Raw genomic sequence first — 25,587 nt, forward strand, 5'->3', positions numbered from 1 at the left:
TCCAATTTCATTTTATAAGTTATTATAAAGCGGATCAGCTGAATCAAATATTCGTTCAATAGGTAAACTTTTTTGCGAATTAAAGAAAGAAAATATTCTACAATGGCCTACATTTTCGTTAACTTTAGATAGCATGATTTTATATTTTTGAGAGTCAAAGATTTCGGATAATGTCTGATTACTTAAATTTCCCAGCACCCACTCTTCACCTAATGGTTTACCTGATGCGTTATAAGCCCAAGGCGATGCTAGTAATGTACCATTGGGGGTAATCCCGAATGAATTAGAAACTAAATCACAAGGATTTTCACCTGGATGTTTATTAAATTGAGGAAAAAGATGTTTCAATGCACATTGTAGTTTTATCTGTGGTGATCCATATTTAGATTCTTGTTCAAGTAAAACTTCAATTGCTAATTTGTACTGTTCAATAGATGGTATTTTTTCTTTTAACAACATTCCCCGACCGACGGGAAATAAACGCATAATTAAAAGTTTATCAATTCCTCTCTCATGTAATTTTTTATATAATCTTACTAGATGAGCTCGATTAATAATATCTGTTGTTAATGGTAACTCGGCCCTAGTGCTACAATTGAGTTTGTGAAACTGCTCTCCTATTTTTAAGTTTCCAATTGCATAAGCATTAGGTCTATTTGCAACATCATCTATATCTTCAGCATCAAAAGTAAAATTATATTCACCCACGAGTGATGCTAACATTTTTATATCATATTTCGCAATTCCAAGTCCCGTTGCAGTTAAAGTTACGTTCTCTTTCCCTAATTTATTTGATGCATATTTAAGAAGTTCAATATTTTGTGGGTTAATTAGTGCATCACCACCTGATATATCAATTTTTACATTAAAGCCTTCAAGATTATCAATAACTTGTTTTTTTTGTTCTAAACTCAGTTCCTCTTTATTATTTATTAAAATATTAGTTGCTTTTTCATAAATATTTTCTTCCTCACTAAGTCACGGGTAAATTTCTTCTTTAGAAAGAGATTCACTACGAATAATGAGACTATTATTCTTTTTCTTAACATGTAAAGCATCAACGCAACATATAGCACAATCCCATGGACAAACTCTAGTAATGTTATAAATAATGTCAATTTTTCTGTTTGATTGATTTTTCATATAAACTAACCTCCATTATATTACTGTTAAGATAAATATTAATAAGTCGACACTAAAAATACCCATTGTTTTTGTAAGGATATTTTTATTGTATAAAGAAAATATGCAAATTTCAATACATGGTACTGTTAAATTATTTTTATATTAAATTTGGCCTATAAATCATTAATTTTGAATTTTAGGTGCAAACGGATTGCTGAGTTTATAAAGGAGATTATTTAAATCTTGAGGCCATATTATTCATAAATATAGACAAAATAGTTAACATCATTCCAGCTATTTAGATACTGTTAGATGTTAAAAGACTAAAAGAGCTTGAAGATGAAAATTTTAAACTTAAAAAGTTGTTTGCGGAGTCAGCCTCGAAAACCATGCCATGAAGGAGAATTTCGTAAAAAAGGGTTAGTGATGGCCGAAAAAAAATTGTGTGCATATTCGCTTATTCAAGCGGGTTTATCGGTCATAAAAGCGTGCAAATTAGCCTCGCTATCGTGGGCAACCTGACGGTTATCTATCGTGACTGTAGAAGAGCCTTCAATCACCGAGCTTGTGTGATATCCATCGTGTTCACTGCCTACAAATCACGAACTAAAATGACCCTTGGCATATAATTATCCTTAAATCTGTTTTAAAGAAAAGTCGACATCATCATCGGCTTTAAGCTATCTGGCTTACCGGCTAATAACAAACTCTTTGCCGTCAAAACGGAATTTGGGGGCCAGTGTATTGCACTTATCAATATCGAAATTTCTCCCCTTGTGCTCTGGCGGACAAAAGAGCAAAGGTGAGGACTCTATTTGCACCAATTTATCATCTAAAGATAGCTTGATTTGTCTATTGGTAAAATTTGAAAGTTTTTCTTGAAATGATATTACTTTCCGAAATCAAGATAAAATTATTTGTAATGAGAAAAATAGTGATATCATCAAAATGATGATTTTGTTGACATAATTAAGTTTAAAATTTATTAAATCGATTTTTATCTTAATTTGAGTTTATCTGCGGATAGTGGATTTCGACCTGATTATATTTTATTCAAGATGTTAATAAATAGCTTGTATTATAATAAATTAATATTCTAAAATGTATAAGTAAGGATTAGTAAAAAAGTGGTTTTTGTACTTTGAGTCCGTAGAAGTCCATAAACATCCATTAAGAACCGCTAAGAACTAGTCCAAAAAATAGTCCAAAAGGTTAGCAAAAGCAATATTGGTGTCTGGATAATTCTTTTATATACAACAGGTTATAAAGCTGGATTCGAACCTCGTTTCCCGCTCCAATATCACATTCAATACAACCTATTGAAGTCAGAAAGGTTTCAATTTTGTTTAATACCTTACTTGTACTGAAATGAAATTTAAAAAATATATTTGTTTAAATACAACTATATTGTTAACGTTTATTGCAAATCAAATTATCTCCTCAAACCCAATTAGATTTTCCCAAGCGAAATAAAATCCACAATATGCTCGCATGCTCAACTACACTTTTTTCATGAAATGAATTCCTCATAAACAATGAGTGCATAATACAGTCCCCATTGTTTTAATCTCTTAAGACATTATTCTACTCAAACTTTGAAGTATCGGTAGCGCAAACACGGAGTCGATGGCCATCAGGATCATTTCCTACAAATGTGTATCCGAAATCGAGCATTTGGGGTTCAAGTTCAATTTTAACGTTTAGTTTTTTCCATGCAGAATAAATCGCATCTACATCATTTTTTGTTACATCACTAAATGACAGCTCAAATCCCCCATAATGATTAGGTGCCTTTGGTGTTATTTTATCAGCCTCTTGAAGTCCCAAAATAAAACCATCATTCAATAAAAATACAGCAAAGCCAGGATAAGTTTCAACAGGTGGACGCCCAAGTATTTTTGTGTAAAACTCTGTGCTAGCATCGACATCTTTGACATAAACAATAACGCTATTAGGTTTAAACATTTTTTCTTTCCTTTTAGTGATAAAAATTAGTTCAATTAATTTTAGTTATCTCTATTTTGATGTAGCATTGCTGACAACTGTATGTCATATTTAAAATTCAATCTAAATTATTTTGCAAACATAAAGCATGAAAATTAATCGTATAATTACTATCATCATGGTATTGCTTCAAAGAGAAAAAATCAGTGGTAAAGAATTAGCCGAAAAATTAAATGTATCATTGCGTACTATTTACCGAGATATACAAGTTATCGAGGGAGCGGGAATCCCCATTATTACCTATCAAGGAAGTGACGGTGGAATAAGTATTTTAAAAAATTATAAAATTAGTAAAGGTCTATTCACTAAAGAAGATGTCATTGTTTTATTAAAAGGCCTCAACTTATTATCCTCACCAGTTTTAAAAGAAAGTGAAAATTTAAGAACACTCGAGAAAATAAAGAGTTTTTTATCAGAACAAGAACTTGATGAAGTGACAAATAACTTAAATCAACTTATTGTTGATTTATCTCCTTGGTTTTCCAAACAAAATATTGATAACAAAATATCTATTATAAGACTGGCACTGAAAGAACAACTGCTTTTATCGTTTGATTATTTAAGTATTAGGAATAAACAAGCGACACGTTTAATTGAGCCATATAAACTTATTTTTAAGGAAAAAGAATGGTATTTACAAGCTTTTTGTCTAACTAAAAATGACTTTCGTGTATTTAAATTGTCAAAAATGTCAAACATTAGAAAAACAAACACTAAATTTATTAGGCAAACAACGCCTAAAGCATTTTCTTTATTCCAAACCGAAATGAAAAAAAAGATTTTTAAAATAAAATTACTAATAGATGAATCGCTTTTGGAACGTATTTTAAATTTTTGTGATGAAAAAGATATTAAGAAATTAAACGAACAACAGTATCTTGTAAATTTTGACTTTATTGATGATGACTACAGTTATGGCATTTTGCTGAGCTTAGGTCATCAATGTATTTGTTTAGAGCCTGAACATATACGTCACGAACTGGTTGAACGAGCAGAAAAAATAATTAAATCTTATAAAAAATCGGTTAATTCATTGATGTCAAATTATTCTATTAAATAACTTATCATCAATGAATAGTCTCGTACCATAAAATGGTAAGTCAAGGTCTAGTAATGAGTGGTTTGTATTGTACAATAACATGAACTAAAAAATTACATGCAAGTCTCCTATCACCAATCAAATGGATGAATCCAATAATTCTTACTCAATTCATTTTGGTAAACAGCCTTAAATAATGATGTCTTTTAAGAAAACAAAAAGATATCGTTTTTAGATGGACTGTTACTGACATTCAAAATTAGCAGGATTATTGGTATTACCCTCACCTTTGTAAACTGTTTTTTGTGGATATGCACATAATGGTCGTTGCAAAGTAAGATTACCATTCTCTATTTTTTTGGCTGTTAGGGTTTTTGGCGGTTGTTGTTTTTCGACCCAATTTACCAGTGATTCAAAACCATTGATCTGGTCTGCACCATCACCACCATTACAATGATCAACGCCCGGTGCCATATAAAGCTTAACAAATTCATCCGTGTGTTTCTGTCCCCCCATTAATTTTACAACGTGATTGTAATAATGAATCGTCCCTTTGGGTGGGATTAAACGATCATCCCAACCATGCCAAATAATCATTTTTCCACCGGATTTTTTAAACTGACTCAAATCTGGGTTATCCGTTCCCATAATAGGTCTGAATAAATCTACTGATTCATTAAAATAATCGACAAAGCTTTGGTAGTCCATGTTTTTCCAATCAAGATTTGAATTCTGTGCTATCCAATATTTTAGATAATCAACAGGGATTGGAAATGGTTCACTACCAGCAAGTGCCTCTTGCGGTGCGGTTTTTTCCACACCAAACCATAAGGATTCTCCAAGTTGATTCGTCGGACCTTGCCAAATTTTTCGTAATGCTATAATTTCAGCATCATTAAAATTATGTTCTTTTAAAAAGTTATCAGAAATTTCTAATGCTGTTGGATCATTGATTATACCGTCTTTAATTCCATCTTGTTCATCAGCTAATTGAATTATTGCCTTTCGTAACATTATAAGTTTATGAGTGTCAATCGGATGCCCTAACTCCTTTTGCATAACAACTTGAGGCCACAATTCAGAAGGGATAAATTTGTCCCATTGAATTGCTGGTGCCACAATATAGATACCGTCATATTCAGCGGGAAATCTTTGCGCCTCCATTAATCCTTGTCGCCCACCCGTTGAACAACCATTCCAATATGAATAGTCAGCTGGTTCACCATAATAAGCTTGAATAATTTGTTTAGTTTTAATTGTCATTTCATGAACACTACGATAAGCAAAATCCACTATCGTATCGGCTTGTAACTGATTATTCTTGAATACAAAATCACCTTCAAACAGATTTCCGCTATGTCCGGTATCAGTTCCCACTGTAGCATACCCTTTTTTAACTGCCACAGCTAATTCGTCAAAAGGAATAAAACCAGCATATCCCCCTCCCCCAATGGCTTGTAAACGATGATTCCATTGAGTTGGCATCCAAATTTCAACATTGATTTTAGGTTGAATCACCAATTCAACCCGACAAATTTGAGGAAGATGAGATATTTCTTTTGTATCCGCATTGCGCAATGAATCCGCTAAATTAGACGGCGGCGTAAAACGATCGGCAATAAGTTCTGTTTTGATAATTTTAGCATCATCAAATTTAAGGTTTACTAATGCTTGGCAACGTTTGTTATCATTAGCGTTTGCAAAATTGAAAGTACCAAAACAGCTTAATATCGTCAAAAATAATAGACAATGTTTCATTCTTACCCATCTCCTTGTGAATTTAATCATTTTTTTAAGTTTACAGATTATTAGTATTTTTATAAATGATAATATCAGTTTTACAACGTTATAGTTAGGCTGAAATTTTGGTTAAGTTTATTGCTGTATTTTAAATTTATTTTATAGTTTTGATAATTAAATCATAATTTTTATGTATGCTTAATGATAAAAACAGCCTCGTGTTGAGGCTAATTTATTATTTAATTGATTAATTTGATTTATAAAAAATACTCTATATTCTTTGGCTCAAACCTTAATATTATCTATAATAGCGGCATTTTTATTACCGGTTGTTTGATCAAAGGCTACGGCATAATATTCATGATTAGGTCTTATTCTTAAACTCACTTGACCATTTTCATCTGTGGTATAAGTCATCATGACTTCTCCCGTTTTTCTTAAACAAAGCTGAATTTCGCAATGCGATAAAAGGTTACCCTCTTCATCTTTTACCTGTGCGACAACATCTTTACGATTAACTAGCCAATTAATAATATCATTGACCATCTGTATTGCTTCTTCTGTTAATGGTCGACTAAAAGGAAAACCAATAAAAGCACAATCGCTACCAAAAACCTCACCATTGACATTTAAACTGCCTTGGCGGAATATGGCGGTATTAATATAATAAGTACCATTATACATTTGATTGACTGATAAAATTTCAATTCCAAACTCTTTTTTTAAATCTTCTATTATCATAAATATTTCACCGCTTGAGCTATGTGCGATTGTTTCGTGTTTTCGATCACTTGTTAATACGTCACTAACATTGATTATCCTATTTAAATTTCCACTTGAAAAATACATAGGGTTTTTGGCCATTCCCAGTGACATAATACTGCCCGTACTATTTCTGGTTCCACCTGCTATAACTGGAATACCCTTTTTAGAGCAGTTTTTAATGCAAAATGATGTGGTATATTCTGTTCCATTTCGATAATCCATAATTAAATCGAATGTCGATAAATACTGTTCATTGTAATCTGTCGAGCTTGCTATACAAAAAGTAATGTCATGATATGGATTTAGTGCATCTATCATTGATTGCACTCTTATAAGTTCTTCGCTGCATATAACAATTTTGGCCATTTTGACCTCCTTAATAACGTAATTATGAAATTTAATGCATTGAAAAAAACAATTAACCATTCATTGAAAATCTATTATTAGCATGTACAAGTGATTTTTAGTTCCAAACGTCGTTTTAATATCGTGATAAAATGAATGGTTAAATTGAGAAGTTATAGTTGGTTAGATTAGAATTTCGGTTTTAAGTATTATTTAAAATTATTTAATAGGTTAATTTTATGGGACTTATATTGATATGTTATTATTATGATTAATCAAACTTTGATATTATCTATAATTACTGCATTTTTCTTACCATTATCTTTATCAAATGCAATGACATAGTAGCTTTGTCCAGAAAATACTTCAGCAGAAAATAAACCGTCTTCATTACTTGTTATTTCCGAAACTAATTCTCCTGTTTTCTGATCATATATTTTTACCTCTCTTGAGATTGGTTGATCTGTTTCATCCACCACTTTCCCCGATAGGGTTGTATAATTTTGAAAACAAAAATTAATAGCATTATCGAGCATTTTTATCGCAATTCTTGTTAAAAATTCACGATCTAAGAATGACATAAAAACACAATTTGCGCCAAAAGTTCCCCCATATGTATCGACCGTTCCTTTTTTAAATTGTGCACAAATGATAAAATCATCACGGTCATGATACATGGCACACAGTGCTTCACCCCCAGGTGCCATTGAAGAAATAGGAAAGGACGAACACCATGTTGGTTTCAAATAAGGGGCAAAACCCAATTTAGGGATCTTTTGTGTTATTAAAGATATTTTCAATGGTCTTAAGTAATTCCAATCATTAACTTGATGTTCATTTTGATCAAACATACCTAAATCTTTAGCTAAAGAAACTGTCGATGACGTCCCTTGCGCTACAATTGCAGGAATACCATTATCCACGCATTGTTTAATTACCTCTTTACGCGAATATTGGGTTGTTGATACGATTAAATCGTAGGTCATCAATTGATTATAAGTGATACTGTTATCTATCAGATAATCAACTTGGTGACCTAACCCATCAAATACATTCTTGATGTCTTTTCGATAGGTGCTAGTAGATATAATTGCTATTTTTGCCATAATTTTTCCTATTTAATTTTGACTAGTAGATTATTTTTATCAATTGCTGATTGTTCTTCATGAATTTTAAAAATTAAGTCATTATAAAGTTCAATCGAATGAGAAAATGGTGTAAAACAATAAATATTATCGACAATACTTGATATTTGAATATCTAGCGTTCCCTGAAGATATTCAGAAACATCCAATTCAAATGTAGTAACATCAATAATTTGATCTACAATTATTCTTTTATTGAGTTTGATGGTCAGATGATATTTAACACCACTTTCTGGTGTAATATCGCTTTCATACCATCCAATAAGTTCTCCTGATGTTTGTTGAAGTCGATTTCTCGATGACCATTTGATGTAGAGTTGGTCGGTACTAAGTTTATCGGGAAAATAAAAATTATTTATCGTAACATTTGCAGGAGGATAAGGTTTTGCAGCTCGACCTTGAATATTAATCATTGCACCTGTCGCTAATGAAGGATCTAATGAATCAGTAGAAGTATTTGTAATAATTCGGCAATCAACTTTATCACCTTGATAATATTCATCACTTTTTAATGATAATTGTCCCCCACAAAAATAGACTTTACTCCCTTTTTCATGTTTTTCTGGTAATGTGTCAAGACACCCTCTTTTGACGGTCAGCTGATTGTTAGAAAAAGATTGAACATATAAAATTTCGTTTCCAATCAAGATCCAGTTATAGTCTTGTTCTGGTGGATTAAAGTTGAGTGTAATAATTGATGTAACTTGATCAAGTTCATGCTCTATTAATCTCATTTCACAATCTATGATATTTTCTGGATTCTCAAAAGTATTCGAAAGAGATGTAACCAACTCACTATGAAAAGTCCCCTCAGGTGGCGATGCAATTGTTGCAGCTATTTGACCGATCGACTTATCATCTTGAATCATAAAATCAACTTCTCTTTGCCCGTAATTATAAACCAGTTCATAATAGGGACATTCCATAATAGCGTAATGTTCAGCTGGTTTAGCTAAATTTATATCGGTTGTGGGTATAATGACGGGTTGATTACTTACCACTGTCGATGATGGCAATGAAAACACATCTCTCATGCATTCAACGGTAACTTGATTACTTTTCTGAGTACCGTAATCAAGTGAAGTTACACGCATTACGGCTTTATTTAGCCCTAGCTGTGGCATATCCAATACAAAAACATCACCACGATTAAGCATCCTTCCGTCTAAATTAAGGGTTAATGAAACAGAAGCTAAATCTGAAGATAATGCGGCTAAATCACGAAGTGCTAGTCTAGAAGCTAATGAACGATTGTAAACCATATCATAAGTAACAGTCGTATTATTTTCACGTCCAGCCATCAAAATTAAAGCATCATCCCGAACAGTCACCGAGCCTTGTTTATAGTCATTTGTTCTGTCTATAAAATTGACGGTAACCGAGTTAATCATCTCAGTGATGATATTTTTTTTAATATCGGAAATTTTGACTATATTCGTTTTATCAAAAAGAGGTAATTTTTCAATATGGTAGTCATTTCGAATTACTTTTATTTCAAATTGATTTGTTTTAGCATTTTGATATAAAACACAGTTTGCAGTATTTTCAATATTTTTCTTCAAATCTTCAAACTTACTTTGATCATTCCATATATAAGAAAGACCAAGTTTTTCTCGATAAAAGAGATCAGCAGCTTGTCTAAATGAATCTTCGTTAATGCTGTTCTTGATTAGGCTCGAATTAAAACCATTTTGCTGATTAAGTACTAATTCTCTTAGTATGTGAGCGGGATTCATATCTGCATTGAGATTATTGATTGCATTCATGATGGTATCATAAATAATGTTCGAATCGGTTCCCTTTATTACTGGTATCCCATCTTCTGGCGTATTATCAATTTTTGAACTTAATGATTTATTGGTATTATCAACATTGATACAAAATATATTGACATCATGTTCATCTTGTTCATTAAATTGACCTTTTTTATCAATCATATTATGAATTTCTTCATTTTTGATATGGTCAGCGTTTTCAAGTTCACCATCACTAACAAAAATACAACATCGATTCATTGTTTGATTGAATGTGTCTTTAAAGAAATTTATAGAATGAGATAACACATTTTCAAGATTTTCTCCGCCAACAATTTTTAAATTATCAATAAAAGATAAAAGACCTACAATATCGTTTTGAGAAACTTTTCTAACTAGTTTTGTTTGTGGATTTCCGCCTTGATAAGTGGTTATCAGAATATCTAATCTTAATGTCATCAAATCGATTGAAGTTGAAAGATTTTGTATAGCACGTTTCATCGCTGATTTAAGTGCTTGGATTCGCCCTCCACTCATACTCATTGAAGTATCCAATATAAAATGGATAGCTGTATTTGCACTTCCATTTTCAGTTTTTATCTCTGCTTTACTGTCATACCATTGTCGTGTTTTTTTGGAGTCTTGATAATGTATACGCTGAACAACTGACGAAATATCTTTCATATAAGGGTTATTTCCCCAATAAAATTGTCGGAATACAAGACCCGCGACATGACGATAAGCCGGTACAATAGCTGATAATTTACTTGCCAAATAACTATTTCGATTATGTTGATGATGACCTGAATACACATCAACTGTACCTGATACACCACCTTCCCTTTTGTCACCACCGAATAATCCTTGTTTATTTATGGCTATTTGTCCATCTTGCACAGCACCTCGCCATGCTGTCCTGTCTGCTACGCTAATATTAGTCAATTTATCTATAGTGCCTTGACATAAAACCATACTGACTCCAGCGTAATATTTATAACCTACAGTTTGCTTTTTCTTACTTCCGCCCATGTTCTACGCTCCGCATGTTCTATAACTTGATTTGCCATTGCATCATTGGTTGATTTTAAAATTTCAGCATCTATTCCTTCTTTCAAAAATTGGTTCCAATCGAGTCCATGACGTTTAAAAAACTCCCGTCCACCACGACTACATTGTTTTACTGCAATCATATCGTCTCTGGTTACAATTATTTTCATTATTTTTTGCCACCTTTTTTTCTAATAGCTGACGTTTTTTTATCTCCAATCCAGGTATAAATTGGATTGGTTATCTTAACGGTACCAAATACAATGGGTATTCCCGTTCCTTCTGTTGAAGTTCCCGTTTTAAATTCATCAGCTTCTATTTTTTGTTGATTTGCTTTGCCCTTTGAAGACACCATCCCAACGACCATTCCAACAACAACAGCAACTAATGCAGAAATTAAAAAAAACATATTTCGCTCCTAAACAATTGAATTACCGTTATTTAACGGTTCTAAAGGTAAATAAGGAAATCCACCATAATTGATGGTGTTATTGAATGAATGACAAGAATTTAGGGTTCTTAAACAACCTTTGTACAGCGTAATTTGTAATATCCCTTTATTTAAATTGTCCAACAATTGCTGATTTTTTCTGATTAGGACTATTGATGATTGATTATGTTCTTTAATAAACGTCTGTTCGCCTTCAGGCGTCCTTAAAATACCTGCCGTGAAATAACCATTTTCAATTTCACGTTCAAATTCAACCGTGACGATATCATTTTCATAAGCTAACACAGTGCCTTTTACCTTAAAATCCTCTCTATTTAGACCACAATGTTCGCCATAAAGAGAATAACGACAATTACGCTGAATTTTTTCATTTACACCAGTTTGCCCTGAGCGTGTAATCAATAATTCAAATGTCATCACCATCTCTTTTTCTGATGTTGATGTCTGAGTTAAACGTCCACTCCATGACATAGTAGTCATATTTTTTTTATCGAGAATATAGATATCAACAAGTAAATGCTTCGTGATATCCGGGTTTATCCATGATTTCACGACTTCATTAGTAATTGGCATGGTTATATCAATTTTATTTTTGGAAATAGCGGCATCCCGTTTTATCGCTGTGCGATTGATGGACTCCTTTTTATATGTCTGATTATCAATATTTAGTTCACGCATACCATTGGTATAACGATATGTATTGATTCCATCATTAAAAACATATAATTCAGCTTGTTTAAAAATATTGATCATCGAAAACCTCGATTATTGGAATGTTAGATTGAGCTTGTAAATAGGTATCGTATTCAATTTGTATATCATCGGTGTCAAAACGACATAACATTAAGTGACTAATTTTTGTTATAGGCTTAGTGATAACTTGATCAATCGTTAATTGAATACTTTTACCCGTATTTTTAATATTGATAATTTTCACATACGAAACACTATCTGGATGAAATAATGCTAAATATTTGAATGATGGGTTAAATGATTGATTTTCTATATAAATCTTATCGCCTAATATATGTGTTTTAACAAGATTTTCATCGTTATCACATAACCAAAATGCGTTAAGTTTTCCTTCGATTCGATAAATAAATTTTTTAAAAGCCTGGATTTCTTTCAGTCCATCAAGGTAAAAAGTCAAAGATCGAGACAGCTTTGAATATTGCCAATTCTCAATTCGGGTAATTTTACCTAGATCATAATCAACAATTTCAATATCTTTTTGAATTGTTGATTCATTAACTCCATAACAATTATGCAATACTTCTAATCCAAGATACTTGATACCATAATTAGCGCCGCTGCTAAAATTCAATTCATGACTTAGTTCAACACTAATATCTATTTGACTTTCATACCCTGAAGTCGTGTATTTAGTATTAGTAAGATAACATGGCATTAATGGAAGAATATACGCTGCTTTATAATGATAATTTATCGGTTTTATATTGACCTGCTTTTCAACAGGAACTCTTTTTTTTAGTTCAAACACTAATTTGGTTTTTTTGGGTTCTATGAAAACAAATTCTAATGGCTTTTGTTTTGGTAATTGTAGCCATTCATTTACTTCACTATGTTCAGCATTCTGATAAATCAAAAACTTATCACCCACTTTTTGATTTAAGATATTAGGTATAGTTTTCTGACCTAATTCTAGTTCACCAAGATATATTCCTGACAACCAATCTGGTATCAACCATATCTCAGTAAATTTATTTCTGAGTGAATTTAAATAATAGTTACGATTATGAATATGAGTTAAAAATGAGTATTCATAAGAAACTCGTGGTAAAGCACGTAAACCTATTCTGTGCTCTCTACCGTTTTTTGTTTCGATGATATCAGTTAGCCAGGAAAATGTTTCTTTAGCCCCTTTTATGGGTTGTTCTGTAATGATATTTGACATGTTGGCCTTCTTTAAAATAAGAATTAAGCAATTTTTGATATGTTGGCAATGGTGAAAGGCTAGCTAAATTCGCTTTTGTTAATTTGTTCTTGAATGTTTATAAAGAAAAAGCGCCAATTGAGGCGCTTAATTTTATTAGTTACTCAAGTTTTAAATCCACTTTGATCTTATAACTATATCATTTGGGATTTTCAATTTTGATGCAATTTGGTCTTACTTAGACATTTTAATTAACAAGCTTTCACTATTGTTGCTAGTTCATCACCATTTTCTCGATTTATTTGCATTATTCGCTTGACACCTTCTTGAGTAGATAACCATTGCTGTGCACTGTCATTATCATTGACTAAAGCAATATTAATGATTGGGGCAATAGTTTGTAAGCTACTTTCAGCTTTTTCAGATGTTGAACTTTGATTCGTAATTTGAGGAACTTGTATGCCACTCATATCTCCTCGTTGTAAGGCTTCAAGGTTATTAACCCCTATTCGTTGCGTTGCTGATGCATTCATCACAAATTCTTGACCATGTACTAGACCTGCTACCTGAGTTCGTGCCAGGTTCCCCGTATAACCACCTTTCATAAAGCCTGTTGATTGAGATCGAATGGCTGCGACATTCGCCATACCGGAAGTAATAGCCGCCGCCGCTGCTGCTGCACCTAGAGCCGGACCTATATAAGGAATACCTGCCATAGATGCATAGGCAGCATTAGCAGATTGATAAGTATTTACAATGGCCTGTGCAATCGCTGCTGCTTTACCAACTTTAGCCATCGTAGCATTATTTGAACTTTGTAATTTTGCCACATTGCCAAAAAATTTATCTGCCTGACTTAAAATAACATCATTTTGTTTGGCCCAAACTTGTGCTCTTAATGATGCGGCAACCGACTGATCAAGATTGAATTTTTCTGTAAGAACATTTATTTGATCATACATCGATTGATATTGTTCAATCTGCAAACTTAATAAGCTCCAAGAGTTTTCGAACATTCCTGTAAATGGACTTCGACTATCTGTGTTCAACACGTTGATTATTTCATTATCATCTAATTCGGACAGACTTAAAGCATTAACCAAATCACCAAAATCTTGTTGCTTTTGTTTTTTTGAATTGTTCTCTAAGCCGTCTTTAATCGCAAGTATTCTCAAATATTCCTGATTCAATTCGATTGTTTTTCTTAATTCAGCATTTTGCTGTTGATTTAATATTAAACCTTTATTCATCAGATCTAGAGTGATACGATTAAATTCATTTTCTATAGCCCTTTCTTGAGAAGAGAGTTTCATCAGTTCCCATGTTCGCTCTAACTCTTTATTATAATTACCAAGTGGATCTATTGATTCATCATATTGCTGATTCAATAATGTCATATAGTCATTGTACTCATTTTGACTAATTGCTGCTTTTTGATAGATGCCTGCCAATTCTGATTGTTTTTTGTTGAATTCTGTTAGTTTATCATTTATTGGATTTAACGAACTTAGTAAAAGTTGTTCATCTGGAGTTATTAATGTGTTATCTGTATTTTTAGCTGTTGATTGATGTTGTGCTATCCCAGTATTTTTTGTTTTTGTCGTCAATGTATTGAAATTTTCATTTGGATTCTTCAATACTTTTGTACGATTTATTACAACCTCAAAGCTTTTTAATATTTCGTTACTAAAGTTTTTAATACTATCTTCAGCTTTCTTAAACGGATCTGTATTCCAACTATTTTTTAACAATGTTTTTAATTTGTTTAAATTTACTCTTGCTGAAACTGAAGCACTATCGATACTTTTTAGCTTTGTTTTGATTGAGGTAGGAATATTCTCTGAAAACTGTATTGTTTCAATTGGCATATAAACCCCTTTTTTGCCTGAATATAATCAAATTGAGGTACAATCTTTATTAACTGATAAGTCTGTCTCTCATGTTGATATATTTTTAAAGCGCTGATTTAAATTATTTATAGGTAAACTTTTTACAAAATAGTAGTAGTTATACAAGTTCATTTTAGCCTTATATAACCACTCTATTTTCAATAAAAAATTTAATGAACTAAGCTTAATAAAGATAAATAATCATCTACTTTTAAAAAATGTTACTTAGTTTTTTGATTTAAAAGCCCGATTAACATGTTTTAAATTTACCTTATCCATTTCACGTATTAGATAAACAAAATCATTCGTATCTTCATTATCTAATTGATAAAACCGAGCGTATTCAATGATTGCTAACCATGAAATAGGTGTTGGGCCCATTGAATGTGAACGTGTCGTATCTAAATCGAGAAAAGCTTGATAGTAAAATTCAAGATGTTCGTCAAGTTCGGGTTTATTTTTGATTTTATCTGGAATTGCTTGTCCCATTTGTTGAGACATTCTGATGATATCTTCGTCCTTTCCATTCATATCAAGTTGATATTCAAGGACTTCAATTAGTTTTTTATATCTTTTTCCAGCTCAACCGTTTTAAATAAATCAATATCACTTGCTTGTGCAATTAAATCATTGAATAAATCTGGCAACTGAGTTAAGAGCTTAATTGCATTGTCAGAAGTGAACGGTATAATTTTATTGTCACGTCCTTGTATGTTTTCCCAGCCTCTTAGTACACCACCAACAAAAGCTTGCATCGAAATTTCAATGACTTTATCTTCTGGCAAAGAATCTAACTGTATTTGTCTTTTGTATTGTTTAGTTAGTTTTTTGATTAACATTGAGTATTTAGAATTTACGCCTCCCATTCGGGCTAAATAGAACGTTGGAATTGTTCCATCTTTATTGGCTCCATAAGTCACTGGAACCCCATCTTTTTCTTTATTTCTATCTGTTTCAAATTGTTCAAATAAGCTCATTTTTTTCTCCTAAAAAGCACAATTATGATTAATATAATTAAACGTTAACATATGGCATGGCTGAATCAGGAAGGTATTCAAATGTTTGATACATCATTGTGTAACCATGTTTGTTTTCCGCCCCTGTTTTCTCAAGTGGTATCGTAATTTTCTGATCTTTTTCTATATTAGGCATACCACCACTTAATGCTAATAAAGGAATGTCAAAAATGACACCTGAATTTTCCGCAGCTAAAATTGTCGAAAAGCCAACATCTGCGTTGTTTCGAATCGCTTCTATCGCATCAACCGAAGAAAAGTATGCGGTAATTGATCCAGTTACACTAAAATTACCAACAGATACGTCAAAACTCCCTAAAATTCCAAGTCCTTTAACTCCTGTAACACCATTAGAAATAGCTAAACTGGAATCAGTAACATAAGCAAATAAAGCACTTGGTGTTGAACTTTTGGTATCATTAATACTTAATTTTTGTCGATAAATATTAGAAGTTGCATTAAAAGGTGATGATTTATCACATTCTAAACGTTCACCTATAATTCGATTCTTCCCTTTTTTCGTGAAAGAATTACATCCAACATAATTCAAATCTGCAGTAACATATTGTGCTGAACCCATATTAATGGTTAATTCATTTGCAACTGCCCCATTTACGTATTGGGCTTGAATTTCGTTATTAACTGAACCGAGTGTTCGTTCAAAACAATAGGTTTTTTTAATAATTTTATTTTGTTCTTTTTCATTTTTAATTACCGTTCCAAAATAGATTTCTAATTTAATATTAGCACCGGTATCATTTTCAGGCACAAAGTCGGTATCATCAAAAGTTATTGTTTTCGCAGCAATTTCGGTTATTCTTGCCCAACCTCTATTTTTTGGAAAATAAGAGTCCGATGCATCACCACCAACCCAAATCCATTCACCTTCAATTAATCCGAGCTTAGTTAAATCAGTCGAAGTAGAAACCAATTTAGGTAATGTTCCTTTTTTAACTTCCATTGAACAACTACCAGAGCTGAATTTAAAACCTACAGCAGAAATTTTTGCGCTAGCTGGCGGATTCAATTCTTCTATTTGTGGTGTACTTGAGTTAGTTGAAATATTGTTATCAGAGCAAGAAGATACAATTTTTAAACCATTGTTTGCAAAATTGCTAAACCCTGAAGCATGAATAATCGTGCCTGTGAGTAATTTTTGCAGTAATTTATGACTATCTGGAAAATTATAACCTTTTGATACACTCTTAATAGGTAATGTTTTACCGCTAAGTGATTGAGTTGTAAATTTTTCTCTTGCTTCTGCAAACATGAAGCCTCGCATTAGCCATGGAAAAATATTTTTAGTCATATCAAGGCTAAAACCTGCTGAAGCATCAATATCAACAATTTTACCCTTTTGATTTTGTCGTGAAGGATTGATCGTTTCTCGCTGTAGTAAGGTTGTAGAACCGCCGAAATCACTATAGCTATTTACTTCGATACCATGCCAAACTGGATTGCTAGGAAGTATTTTTAAATCATCTTCTTCTGCGATGTATAAACTTGTAACATTACTGTCAATTGTTTTTGTTGTATTCATATTATTTCCTAATTAATTAAATGTTTTAGTTGTATTTGCAAAATAACAATTGAAAATATTGCTATTTTGCGGTGGTTGATTATCAGAATTTCTAAATAAATCGTTAGAATTGAGGCTATCAATTCATCTAATATACTGATGAGATTTCTGATTTAATTTTTTGAGATTGTATTATTAGAAAGTTGTTGAGAGTTTGAATAAACTCACGATAGAGATGATGTTTAAGGTTTAAATCTAAAAATTGAAAACGTTACTTATGTTAACTTAAAAAGTTGTAAGAAAAGATATAACATCTTTTTTATACTGATGAAACTGTGAGTAAGATAAAATTAATTATTTGTTTACGTTTTTTGAAAACCTCCTTTTTAAATAATTTGGCATTGATCATATAAAAAATAAATCTGAAATATTTTATAAACTATCAATTTCATTTCTATCAACTAAAAAACGGGAAATTATTATTTTAGTAACTTATTAATGTTTTCGAGAAATAAAAAAGCCCCACTATTTATAGCGGGGCTTTAAATAAAATTATCTTAGTTTAGGTTAATTATACACCAAAAATGTACGGTGTCAATTAATCAAGATAAATTATCGGTTTTATTTAATTAAAAATACATATATCTCATTAAAATAAAATAGATAACTATATGATTATAAATACATTAAATTAATAAAATAATTTTTTAAACATAAGTTCAATTTTCGTTTATGCTAAAAATAAATTGCCGATAAAGCTCACATTACTAATTTTAAATGATTCAACTTAAAGTTCTAACTTTCGAATCAGAATTGATAAAAAAGATGGATGCTTTTACAGTTAGATATGGATGACTTAATAAATAATGTTTTTTTGAACGTTTATAAATTTGCTTGATTCTTATGATGGTGGCCCCTACTGGACTTGAACCAGTGACCAATCGATTATGAGTCGACTGCTCTGACCAACTGAGCTAAGGGGCCTTTAGTGATGTGCTACTAAGTTAGTAGGGTTGCGATTATAATAGACTTAAATCGATTTTGCTATAGTTAAATGCATAAATCAAGTCGGTTTGCTTATTTCTTAATCTTTAATCTATTGGATACTTTGGATTTTAATAACTGATATTTTTAAACCCATTAACCTGTTACAATGTTTTAGGTTATAATTAATGTTCTGTTGTTCTAATGGCTGAGGAAATATTATGTCTTGCAAAAAATTATTATTAGTTAGTTTAACAGTGTCTACAGCGTTATTTTTAAATGCATGTAGTAATTCTCAATATGAGCTTACCCAAGCTGGGCGTCAAGTTCAGTTTGTTGATACTAAACCAACGGCTAATTGCCAACTGTTAGGTAAAGCAGAAGGACGTCGTGGAACATTTTTTTCTGGTACAAAAACACATAGCGAACTGATACGTGATGCTGCATCTGATTTGATGAACAAAGCTGCTGCTATGGGGGGAAATGTGATATATGATGCTCAAGATGCATCATTACAATATATCTCAGATGTTGCACCAACTGATGCGGTTATGGTTGGTGATGTTTATCGTTGTAATTAAGATTGATTAAAAGGGGAAATACTCCCCTTTTTTATTCACAAAATTAATTTTAATTATCCATTTTGAGCTTCAAATTGTTTCATAAACTCAATTAAGTAATTCACACCTTCAATATCCATCGCATTATAAATTGATGCTCGCATTCCACCGGCAATACGATGCCCTTTTATACCAATAATATTGGCTTGCGTTGCTTCACTGACAAACTTTTTATCTAACTCTTCATTGGGTGATAAAAACGTTACATTCATGATGGATCGATTATTTTTAGCCACAGTGTTTCGATAAAAGTCTGACTGATCAATAAATTGATAAAGTTGTTGCGCTTTAGCATGATTGCGTTTTGCCATCGCTTCTAATCCGCCAAGTTTTTTAATCCATTTAAAAACTAGACCTGACATATACCAAGCAAAGGTTGGCGGAGTATTAAACATAGAATCGTAATCGTTCAACACTTTATAGTCTAAAACGGAAGGCAGAATAGATTTAGCATGACCAAGAAGATCTTCTCGGACAATAACAATGGTTATACCTGAAGGACCTATATTTTTTTGGGCACCTGCATAAATGATACCATAACGGCTAACATCAATAGGTTGAGATAGAATAGAAGAAGAAAAATCAGCCACTACAATTTTATCGTCAAAATTAGGTTCTTCAAATATTTCGATACCATCAATGGTTTCATTTGGGCAATAATGGACATAAGCCGAATCACTATTTAAATACCAATCAGACATAGGTTTAACTGATGTAATTCCTGCCTGTTTAATAACAATATTTTGTTCGATAACATTGCAATATTTTTTTGCTTCTTTAGCTGCACATTCACTCCAATATCCACTATTGATGTAATCAGCACTGGTTTTATTCCCTAAAATGTTTAAAGGAACAGCTGCAAATTGTGCGCGAGCCCCACCCTGACAAAATAATATTTTATAATTATTGGGTACTTTTAAAATGTCACGCAAATCATTGGTTGCTTCAATCGCACATTGATCAAATTCTTTGCCTCGATGACTTAATTCCATCACCGAAGCGCCCGTATTTTGCCAATTTAATAATTCAGCCTGTGCTTGTTGTAAAACATCAGCAGGTATTTTAGCCGGACCTGCACTAAAGTTATAACTCTTACTCATTGCAATTCACTTTAATCCTTCAAAAAATAGACATACATTTTTACACTGTCTGGCAAGATATACAATCAGATTTTTATCAAGATTTTTTGAATAATCGCCGTCAAATTTGTTTTGTATATTTGATAAGATTATTGAGTAATAAAAACAGTGATAATATAAAAAGCCAGCAAAATACTGGCTAAACAAGTGGGATGAGCAATTAAATTGCTAATTGTCGTTTAGCATTTTCAATCGCCATTTTTACTTGGTCTGGTGATACACCCCCTTTTGCACAACGTTTGGCAAGACAAGATGCCAAAGACAAAATTGGGTAAACATCATTGTCGATTACCGAACTAAACGCTTTTAGTTCTTCTAATGAGAGTTCTTCTAAAGCTTTTTGTTTAGCGATAGCACCGACCACGGCCTCACCCACAATATGATGGGCTTCACGAAATGGTATACCTTTAGCAACTAAATAATCTGCCAGTTCAGTCGCATTTGAATAGCCTTGTTTGGCGGCTTCTCGACATCTATCGCTATTAATTTTGATATCTTCCAATACTAAAGCGGCCATATCTAAGCATTCAAGCCATGTATCTAGAGCATCAAAGAGATGTTCTTTATCTTCTTGTAGATCTTTATTATAAGCAAGCGGTAATCCTTTAAAAGTGACAATTGCACCAGTTAAAGCCCCCACAACTCGCCCGACTTTTCCTCGAATTAACTCTAAAGCATCCGGATTTTTCTTTTGAGGCATCAATGAAGAACCCGATGTAACACGATCAGACAATTCAACAAAATTAGCTTCACCGCTATTAAAAATAATCAAATCTTCTGCAAAACGTGATAGATGTACCATACCAATTGAAGCGTTATTTAATAATTCCAGAATATGGTCACGGTCAGAAACAGCGTCTAAACTGTTATTTGTTGCTTGAGCAAACCCTAACCAGCTTGCAAGCTCCTCCCGATCCATAGGATAAGCGGTACCGGCTAGTGCCCCACTACCTAATGGACTCACATCCAAACGTGTTAACGTATCTTGTAAACGGCTCACATCACGCGTTAACATCTCATAATAAGCAAGGCACCAATGCGCAAATGTAATGGGTTGTGCTCGTTGTAAATGGGTGTAACCTGGCATCACAGTATCTTGATGCTTGTCAGCCGTATTAACTAAAGATTGTCTTAAGTGATTAATGGCTGAAATCAACTGTTGAATTTCAGATTTGCACCATAATTTTAAATCAGTAGTGGATTGGTCATTACGACTTCGTCCTGTGTGTAATTTTTTACCAAGATCACCCACTTTTTCAATTAATTTTTGTTCGACCCAACTGTGAATATCTTCAGCATCACTTTCTAAAATTTGATGAGGATTGTGTTGAACACTGACTAATAATTCATTTAAGGCTTTTTCGAGTTTTTTTTGCTCATCATAGGATAAGACACTAACCGTGACCAATGCTTTAGACCAAGCTATAGATCCAATAATATCTTGCTCAGCAAGACGATAATCAAAGCGCAAAGAATCATTAAAATGTTTAAAACGTTGATCTGCTGCTTGGCTAAAACGCCCACCCCATAATGCCATACCTACCTCAAATATTTATTAATCAATTTTAATTGCTAAACAATCTGAATTTATAGTTCTTATTTTGTATAAAATAGCTAACAGACTATAAAAGAGATATATACAGGACATAGCCTATATATATCTTTTATCTCACTTATCTAGATCAATATCAAAAAATTACTTTTCCGATTTTTTTGTTGTTTTAGATTTAGTTACTTCTTTGGTTGCTGCTTTAGCTTTACTCTCCGTTTTTACCTTTTTTGGTGAATCAGATGTTTTTGTAGCAGCTTTAGCTTTTTTAGCTGGCTGTTTTTTCTTTTCTTCATTCAATGCTCGAATGCGTGAAGATAAAGAAAATAATCGAATAAAACCACCAGCATGGCTGTGATCATAAACCTCATCTTCTCCGAATGTAGCAAACTCTTCGTTATATAAGCTATTCGGTGATTTTTTCTGCACTGCGGTAGCACTGCCTTTATAAAGCTTCACCACAACTTCACCTGTCATATCTTCAGCTAATACATCGGCTGCTGCTTGAATAGAGCGACGATAAGGGGCAAACCAACGACCATCATAAACAACATAAGCCATTTCAAGACCTAATTGCTCACGCCATTTGAAACTATCACGATCTAAAATCAACTGCTCAAGCCCTCGCAAAGCGGTCATCATAATGGTACCACCAGGCGTTTCATAACAACCACGTGATTTGATTCCTACTAAACGATTTTCAATAATATCGACCCGACCTACTCCATGTTTAGCACCAATTTTATTCAATGTGGCAACACAGTTGTAAGGCGAAAGTTTTTTACCATTAACAGAAACTACCTCACCTTTTTCAATACCAATAGTCACAAGTTCAGGTTTATTTGGTGCATCTTCAGGAGAAACCGTCCAAGCCCAACAATCTGCGTTTGCTTGATTCCAAGTACTTTCAAGAACGCCACCTTCGGTTGAGATGTGCCAAGCATTTTCGTCACGACTGTAAATTTTTTCGACCGTTGCGGTTGTTGGTATTTTTCTTACTTTTAAATAGTCAATTAAGGCTTCACGTGAGCGTAAATCCCACTCACGCCAAGGTGCTATCACTTTTAATTGGGGAGCAAGCGCAGTATAAGTTGTTTCAAAACGGACTTGATCATTACCTTTACCTGTCGCACCATGGCAAAGCGTATCGGCGCCAACTTCTAACGCATATTCGACTTGTGCTTTAGCAATAATTGGACGTGCCATTGATGTACCAAGATAATAAGTTCCTTCATATAAAGCACCGGTTTTTAAGACTGGGTAAACATAATCTTTAACAAATTCTTCTCGTAAATCGACCACTTTACATGCTACAGCGCCAGAAGCTTTGGCTTTCTTTTCTACATCTTTCAATTCTTTTGGATCTTGACCGACATTAGCCACTAACGCATAAACTTCACATCCACCATAATTTTCTTTTAACCAAGGAATAATAGCGGATGTATCTAAACCACCTGAATAGGCTAAAACGACCTTTTTTGTGCTACTTTTTTTCATGTTATACCCTTTCTTAATTAACGACGACCGACGAATAAGTTAAAAAATCTTGAAACCTACATCACTTTTTTTCTTAAAACAGTTATAATGATAACCGATGTAATATAATATCTGATCACTATTTAAGCAATAATTCTTGTGCCCGTTATACCGGATTTTCCATTAAATAATTCAATCAGTTTATCCGGTTCTTTCCAACTTGCTATATCAATTCCCCTGCCTAACGCTTCAGCAGCTTCAAATGCAGAATTAACTTTAACTATCATGCCATCAGTAATCACCCCATTAGCGATAAGTTGATCAGCTTGTGATTGTGTTAATGATTCAATGCGCTGTTTATTTTCATCTAAAACGCCAACTACATCAGAAAGCAAAATTAAATCAGCATCTAATGTTTTAGCTAACGCCACTGCTGCATGATCAGCGTTAACATTCATCATTTGGCCTTCATCTGTTATACCAATTGAACTTACGATCGGCAAATAACCATTTTTTATTAGAAGATTCACTAAAGTTGGATCCCCTGCCTGAGCTTCACCAACATACCCTAGCTCTTCCGAAATCTGCTTAACTTTGACGCTATCACCGTCCGCTAAACAGAGCCCTATACTTGGTATATGCTGTTTTTTAGCTTCAGAGAGTAAAGTGGTATTTGCGCTACCGGCAAGACTACCAACAATCACATCAATTTGATCTGCCGGCGTGACCCTTAATCCATTACGACGAACAACGGGGATCGATAACCTATCCATTAAGGAATCAACGACACTGCCCCCACCGTGTACAATAATTAAAGGACGGTTAAAATTCTGTTTATAATCACGAATAACTAAAAACAATTTATTGAGTGCATCTTTATTATCGAGTAGTACGCCGCCAAGCTTAATAATTAATGGTTTCATTTCAATTCCCTATTAACTTAGATTATCGTTAACCGTTATTCATCTTAATTTATCGATAAATATCCCAATTTTCAAAGTAACACTGTTGTTTCATCAAAACCAAATCGAATATTCATACACTGCACAGCTTGTGCTGCTGCACCTTTCAATAAGTTATCTTCCACTGAAATTAAAATTAAATGTCGTCCTTTTAAAACAAATCCTATATCACAATAAGGTAATCCAACGACAGCTTTTAAAGCTGGCCAATCTTTTTGATAAACTCTAACTAAAGGCTTATCGCTGTAATACTTATTTAAAGCCGAAAGAATATCATTAGAAGACACATTGGCTTTTACAAGGCAGGTTATCGTTGCGTGAATACCTTGTTTAAAACATCCTAAATGAGGAGTAAAAATGACCTCTTGACCTAGATGCGTTGCAATTTCAGGTTGATGACGATGAGTAAACAATCCATAGGCATGTAAGCTGACTTCACAAAATAAATTATTATGTGAAGGTTTACGCCCTGCACCACTTACTCCACTTACCGCATTGATGACAGGTAATTGCGATTTATCTATTAAATCTTCTTCAATTAATGGCTTTAAAGGTAACAAACTGGCCGTTGGATAACAACCGGGAACGGCAATTAATTTTGCTTGTTTAATTGCCTTAAAATTCCATTCGGCTAAACCATAAATCGCTTGGTCTAACCATTGTTGATGTTGATGAGTAAAACCATAAAAATCTTGATAAAATGAGGAAGAATTAACACGAAAAGCACCCGACAAATCAAAAACCGTGCAGCCGTGCTCTAAAAAATAAGGGGCGATAGCATGACTAACAGCATGCTCAGTTGCCAAAAATACCAAATCGATATCATTAATTAAAAAAGAATAATCTGAGGTTGCAATCAAAGGTAAATCAACCACCCCTTTTAATTGAGGATGAAGATTATAGTCTGAGATAAGCTTTCCCCCATCTTGACTATTTTCTGAAACCGTTAAAGCAACAAGTTCAACATGTGGGTGTTTAGTCAAGTAATAGGCTAATTTTGCACCTGCATAACCACTCGCTCCAACAATAACCGCTTTTAACATACCATTCCTATAATTTATTATTAAATAATGAATATATAGTAGGTTATTTATTAAACCGACACAAGCCCTAAAATGAATTTT

General features: G+C 32.9%; 20 protein-coding genes, 1 tRNA gene and 2 pseudogenes. 3 read left to right on the plus strand and 20 right to left on the minus strand.

Annotation, left to right across the window (positions count from 1 at the left end):
- Positions 1-12: 12 nt before the first annotated feature.
- Entirely contained in the window at positions 13-723 is a 711-nt protein-coding gene (locus J3U14_RS08515) for an SPASM domain-containing protein (RefSeq protein ID WP_086272523.1), read from the minus strand.
- A 713-nt stretch (positions 724-1,436) separates the two neighbouring features.
- Between J3U14_RS08515 and J3U14_RS08520 the strand changes: the two are divergent.
- Positions 1,437-1,644: pseudogene (locus J3U14_RS08520) on the plus strand (IS3 family transposase); the annotation flags it as partial.
- Between the two features lie 1,065 nt (positions 1,645-2,709).
- Here the strand turns inward: J3U14_RS08520 and J3U14_RS08525 are convergent.
- Positions 2,710-3,090, minus strand: coding sequence for a VOC family protein (locus J3U14_RS08525; protein WP_267352264.1), 381 nt, complete (start codon positions 3,088-3,090; stop codon positions 2,710-2,712).
- Between the two features lie 127 nt (positions 3,091-3,217).
- Here J3U14_RS08525 and J3U14_RS08530 point away from each other — a divergent pair, with 127 nt between their 5' ends.
- Positions 3,218-4,189, plus strand: a complete 972-nt coding sequence (locus J3U14_RS08530) for a helix-turn-helix transcriptional regulator (protein ID WP_267352265.1) — start codon at positions 3,218-3,220, stop codon at positions 4,187-4,189.
- A gap of 222 nt (positions 4,190-4,411) precedes the next feature.
- Here the strand turns inward: J3U14_RS08530 and J3U14_RS08535 are convergent, their stop codons facing one another.
- The 13 genes from J3U14_RS08535 to J3U14_RS08595 form a co-directional block, all read right to left on the minus strand.
- Positions 4,412-5,926 carry a tannase/feruloyl esterase family alpha/beta hydrolase gene (locus J3U14_RS08535; RefSeq protein WP_267352266.1) on the minus strand — a complete coding sequence of 505 codons (1,515 nt, stop codon included), beginning with the start codon at positions 5,924-5,926 and terminating at the stop codon, positions 4,412-4,414.
- A 267-nt stretch (positions 5,927-6,193) separates the two neighbouring features.
- The gene (locus J3U14_RS08540) at positions 6,194-7,039 is read right to left on the minus strand and encodes a hypothetical protein (RefSeq protein WP_267352267.1); all 846 of its coding nucleotides are present in this window, start codon (positions 7,037-7,039) and stop codon (positions 6,194-6,196) included.
- Between the two features lie 254 nt (positions 7,040-7,293).
- Positions 7,294-8,124 (minus strand): carboxypeptidase-like regulatory domain-containing protein, encoded by an 831-nt coding sequence (locus J3U14_RS08545; RefSeq protein ID WP_267352268.1) that lies wholly within the window; start codon positions 8,122-8,124, stop codon positions 7,294-7,296.
- Positions 8,125-8,132: 8 nt separating this feature from the next.
- Positions 8,133-10,946: a phage tail protein gene (locus J3U14_RS08550; protein WP_267352269.1), complete on the minus strand. Its 2,814-nt coding sequence runs from the start codon at positions 10,944-10,946 to the stop codon at positions 8,133-8,135.
- Positions 10,916-11,134: a hypothetical protein gene (locus J3U14_RS08555; RefSeq protein WP_220217144.1), complete on the minus strand. Its 219-nt coding sequence runs from the start codon at positions 11,132-11,134 to the stop codon at positions 10,916-10,918. The genes J3U14_RS08550 and J3U14_RS08555 overlap by 31 nt, the downstream gene beginning before the upstream one ends.
- On the minus strand, positions 11,134-11,373 hold the full coding sequence (locus J3U14_RS08560; RefSeq protein WP_065557716.1) for a hypothetical protein: 240 nt from the start codon (positions 11,371-11,373) through the stop codon (positions 11,134-11,136). Before J3U14_RS08560 ends, J3U14_RS08555 begins: the two co-directional genes overlap by 1 nt.
- Before the next feature lie 9 nt (positions 11,374-11,382).
- Positions 11,383-12,168, minus strand: coding sequence for a phage BR0599 family protein (locus J3U14_RS08565; RefSeq protein WP_220217143.1), 786 nt, complete (start codon positions 12,166-12,168; stop codon positions 11,383-11,385).
- A complete protein-coding gene (locus tag J3U14_RS08570; protein WP_267352270.1) occupies positions 12,152-13,330 on the minus strand; it encodes a hypothetical protein in 1,179 nt (392 codons plus the stop codon). Before J3U14_RS08570 ends, J3U14_RS08565 begins: the two co-directional genes overlap by 17 nt.
- A gap of 230 nt (positions 13,331-13,560) precedes the next feature.
- Positions 13,561-15,177 (minus strand): hypothetical protein, encoded by a 1,617-nt coding sequence (locus J3U14_RS08575; RefSeq protein WP_267352271.1) that lies wholly within the window; start codon positions 15,175-15,177, stop codon positions 13,561-13,563.
- Positions 15,178-15,423: 246 nt separating this feature from the next.
- Positions 15,424-15,729 (minus strand): hypothetical protein, encoded by a 306-nt coding sequence (locus J3U14_RS08580; protein ID WP_267352272.1) that lies wholly within the window; start codon positions 15,727-15,729, stop codon positions 15,424-15,426.
- 26 nt (positions 15,730-15,755) lie between these two features.
- A complete protein-coding gene (locus J3U14_RS08585) occupies positions 15,756-16,175 on the minus strand; it encodes a hypothetical protein (RefSeq protein WP_267352273.1) in 420 nt (139 codons plus the stop codon).
- Between the two features lie 37 nt (positions 16,176-16,212).
- Entirely contained in the window at positions 16,213-17,754 is a 1,542-nt protein-coding gene (locus tag J3U14_RS08590; protein WP_267352274.1) for a phage tail tube protein, read from the minus strand.
- Positions 17,755-18,640: 886 nt separating this feature from the next.
- Positions 18,641-18,717, minus strand: a tRNA-Ile gene (locus tag J3U14_RS08595).
- Positions 18,718-18,938: 221 nt separating this feature from the next.
- Here J3U14_RS08595 and J3U14_RS08600 point away from each other — a divergent pair.
- Positions 18,939-19,298, plus strand: a complete 360-nt coding sequence (locus J3U14_RS08600) for a DUF4156 domain-containing protein (protein WP_065557704.1) — start codon at positions 18,939-18,941, stop codon at positions 19,296-19,298.
- 53 nt (positions 19,299-19,351) lie between these two features.
- Here the strand turns inward: J3U14_RS08600 and serC are convergent, their stop codons facing one another.
- The 5 genes and pseudogenes from serC to argC form a co-directional block, all read right to left on the minus strand.
- Positions 19,352-20,437 (minus strand): 3-phosphoserine/phosphohydroxythreonine transaminase, encoded by a 1,086-nt coding sequence (gene serC, locus J3U14_RS08605; protein ID WP_267352275.1) that lies wholly within the window; start codon positions 20,435-20,437, stop codon positions 19,352-19,354.
- Positions 20,438-20,636: 199 nt separating this feature from the next.
- Positions 20,637-22,013: an argininosuccinate lyase gene (gene argH, locus J3U14_RS08610; protein ID WP_267352276.1), complete on the minus strand. Its 1,377-nt coding sequence runs from the start codon at positions 22,011-22,013 to the stop codon at positions 20,637-20,639.
- 291 nt (positions 22,014-22,304) lie between these two features.
- Positions 22,305-23,522, minus strand: a pseudogene (locus J3U14_RS08615) (argininosuccinate synthase); the annotation flags it as partial.
- 122 nt (positions 23,523-23,644) lie between these two features.
- Positions 23,645-24,424 carry an acetylglutamate kinase gene (gene argB, locus J3U14_RS08620; protein WP_267352278.1) on the minus strand — a complete coding sequence of 260 codons (780 nt, stop codon included), beginning with the start codon at positions 24,422-24,424 and terminating at the stop codon, positions 23,645-23,647.
- A gap of 71 nt (positions 24,425-24,495) precedes the next feature.
- Entirely contained in the window at positions 24,496-25,506 is a 1,011-nt protein-coding gene (gene argC, locus J3U14_RS08625; protein WP_267352279.1) for an N-acetyl-gamma-glutamyl-phosphate reductase, read from the minus strand.
- Positions 25,507-25,587 lie beyond the last annotated feature (81 nt).

Source organism: Gilliamella sp. B3801, from assembly GCF_026536645.1.
Classification (GTDB): domain Bacteria; phylum Pseudomonadota; class Gammaproteobacteria; order Enterobacterales; family Orbaceae; genus Gilliamella; species Gilliamella apicola_I.

Bases quoted from the DNA above. Each gene is read 5' to 3' on its own strand.
- serC (WP_267352275.1), bottom strand. From the start codon at position 20,437: ATGAGTAAGAGTTATAACTTTAGTGCAGGTCCGGCTAAAATACCTGCT.
- J3U14_RS08545 (WP_267352268.1), bottom strand. From the start codon at position 8,124: ATGGCAAAAATAGCAATTATATCTACTAGCACCTATCGAAAAGACATC.
- J3U14_RS08570 (WP_267352270.1), bottom strand. From the start codon at position 13,330: ATGTCAAATATCATTACAGAACAACCCATAAAAGGGGCTAAAGAAACA.
- J3U14_RS08540 (WP_267352267.1), bottom strand. From the start codon at position 7,039: ATGGCCAAAATTGTTATATGCAGCGAAGAACTTATAAGAGTGCAATCA.
- J3U14_RS08590 (WP_267352274.1), bottom strand. From the start codon at position 17,754: ATGAATACAACAAAAACAATTGACAGTAATGTTACAAGTTTATACATC.
- J3U14_RS08560 (WP_065557716.1), bottom strand. From the start codon at position 11,373: ATGTTTTTTTTAATTTCTGCATTAGTTGCTGTTGTTGTTGGAATGGTC.
- argB (WP_267352278.1), bottom strand. From the start codon at position 24,424: ATGAAACCATTAATTATTAAGCTTGGCGGCGTACTACTCGATAATAAA.
- J3U14_RS08585 (WP_267352273.1), bottom strand. From the start codon at position 16,175: ATGAGCTTATTTGAACAATTTGAAACAGATAGAAATAAAGAAAAAGAT.
- J3U14_RS08555 (WP_220217144.1), bottom strand. From the start codon at position 11,134: ATGAAAATAATTGTAACCAGAGACGATATGATTGCAGTAAAACAATGT.
- J3U14_RS08600 (WP_065557704.1), top strand. From the start codon at position 18,939: ATGTCTTGCAAAAAATTATTATTAGTTAGTTTAACAGTGTCTACAGCG.
- argC (WP_267352279.1), bottom strand. From the start codon at position 25,506: ATGTTAAAAGCGGTTATTGTTGGAGCGAGTGGTTATGCAGGTGCAAAA.
- argH (WP_267352276.1), bottom strand. From the start codon at position 22,013: ATGGCATTATGGGGTGGGCGTTTTAGCCAAGCAGCAGATCAACGTTTT.
- J3U14_RS08565 (WP_220217143.1), bottom strand. From the start codon at position 12,168: ATGATCAATATTTTTAAACAAGCTGAATTATATGTTTTTAATGATGGA.
- J3U14_RS08580 (WP_267352272.1), bottom strand. From the start codon at position 15,729: ATGAATGGAAAGGACGAAGATATCATCAGAATGTCTCAACAAATGGGA.
- J3U14_RS08525 (WP_267352264.1), bottom strand. From the start codon at position 3,090: ATGTTTAAACCTAATAGCGTTATTGTTTATGTCAAAGATGTCGATGCT.
- J3U14_RS08530 (WP_267352265.1), top strand. From the start codon at position 3,218: ATGAAAATTAATCGTATAATTACTATCATCATGGTATTGCTTCAAAGA.
- J3U14_RS08535 (WP_267352266.1), bottom strand. From the start codon at position 5,926: ATGAAACATTGTCTATTATTTTTGACGATATTAAGCTGTTTTGGTACT.
- J3U14_RS08550 (WP_267352269.1), bottom strand. From the start codon at position 10,946: ATGGGCGGAAGTAAGAAAAAGCAAACTGTAGGTTATAAATATTACGCT.
- J3U14_RS08515 (WP_086272523.1), bottom strand. From the start codon at position 723: ATGTTAGCATCACTCGTGGGTGAATATAATTTTACTTTTGATGCTGAA.
- J3U14_RS08575 (WP_267352271.1), bottom strand. From the start codon at position 15,177: ATGCCAATTGAAACAATACAGTTTTCAGAGAATATTCCTACCTCAATC.